The organism is Acidovorax sp. KPB24-03 (assembly GCF_057546605.1).
The window spans coordinates 1-1,385 of sequence record NZ_BAAJYR010000650.1; the positions used below are offsets into that span (position 1 = coordinate 1).

General features: G+C 73.0%; 2 protein-coding genes. One reads left to right on the forward strand and one right to left on the reverse strand.

From position 1 onward, the window contains the following. The first annotated feature begins 175 nt into the window (after positions 1-175). The gene (locus tag AC27KI_RS24845; protein ID WP_487116451.1) at positions 176-979 is read left to right on the forward strand and encodes a DUF4124 domain-containing protein; all 804 of its coding nucleotides are present in this window, start codon (positions 176-178) and stop codon (positions 977-979) included. On the opposite strand, the gene AC27KI_RS24850 is transcribed toward AC27KI_RS24845, so the two are convergent. Next, on the reverse strand, positions 879-1,385 hold a 507-nt coding region (locus AC27KI_RS24850), incomplete at its 5' end, for a Rossmann-fold NAD(P)-binding domain-containing protein (protein ID WP_487116453.1). The genes AC27KI_RS24845 and AC27KI_RS24850 overlap by 101 nt on opposite strands.

Below are 1,385 nucleotides of genomic sequence, written 5' to 3' on the forward strand. Positions count from 1 at the left end.
TGGACCGGCAGCGCCGCGAACAGGCCGACCGCCAGCGCGGCGAAGACCGCCGCCCGCCGGGCGCGCAAGACCAGCGGCCGGCACCGGGTTGGCGCCTGGAGCAAAATCCCCAGAACCGGCCTTGACCGCCCGGCTCCACCGACCTGAACCGACCGATCGCCCACAGGAAACGGCCATGATCCAGCGCCCTGTCTTCCTAGCCCCTCGCTCTGCCGCATGGCGCCTCGGCGCCGCGCTGGCGGTGGCGGCGTGCGCTGCGGCCCCCTTCGTTACCCATGCCCAGGTGATGCGCTGCACCGACCCCGCCTCCGGCAAGGTCACCTACACCGACGGAGCGTGCGAGAAGGGCACGGCCGCGCGCGAGGTCGAAGCCCGCAAGAGCCGCGAGGAAATCGAGGAGGAGCGGGCCCAGGCCCTGCAGGCGTTGCAGCTCAAGCAGCAGCGCCAGCAGATCGAGCGCCAGGAAGCCCAGCAGGAGGCACGCCAGGAACGCGAGCGCGCCGCCGCCCGGGCCCCGGCCGATCCGTCCCGATCCCCCGAATGCGCCCGTTCGCGCCGCAACCTCGACCGGGTGGCCAGCGAATCGGGCGGGGGCAATTACGACGGCCAGGCCCGCCTGACGGCCGCCCAGCGCCAGATGGACCTCGACTGCCTCGGCCCGCAGGGCTACGCGGAAGTCGAACGGTCACGCAATTACAGCGGCGGCAGTGGCGACTACTACGCGCCCCCCCGCCGTCGTGGTGCTGCCGCCCCGGCGCCCGGTGGTGGTCCAGCCGGCGCTCCCGGTGCCCTCCGCGCCGATTTCGCACTGCAACGTGTTCCGCTGCTACGACCAGCAAGGAAACGTCCACCCGCGCTGATGCGTGCGGGTGGGCGTGTCAGGTTGCGCGCAGGCCCTGGGCCACGGTCGGGTAGCGAAGCACCACGCGCAGTTCCTTGCGCAGCCGCGTGGCATCCAGCCGGCGCGACTCGCCCATGAAGCTCAGTTGCGGCGCGGGCAACTGCGCCTTCGCATCGCTGCGCGCGATGCGCGGCGGGCGCGGCAAACCGTACAGGTCGGCGGCCAGATCGAAGTAGTCGCCCATCTTCAGGTCGCTCGCATCGCTCACGTGGTACACGCGCTGCGGCTGGCCGCGCCACAGGGCCGCCACGCAGGCGCGGGCCAGGTCGTCGGCATGGATGTGGTTGGTGTAGACGTCGTCCTCGGGCAGCAGCACCGGGGTGCCACGGCGCAGGCGGGCTTCGGGCGTGCCGCCTTCGCGGTCGGGCGCATAGATACCGGGAATGCGCAGGATGCTGGCGCGCACGGTGCTGCGGCCCAGGTGGCGCACGGCGCGCTCGGCATTCACCCGGCGTTGCGCGCGGGGGCGTGGCGGGCGCGACCG

Excerpts from the sequence above, each read along its gene's own strand:
- AC27KI_RS24845 (WP_487116451.1), top strand. The coding sequence starts at position 176 with ATGATCCAGCGCCCTGTCTTCCTAGCCCCTCGCTCTGCCGCATGGCGC.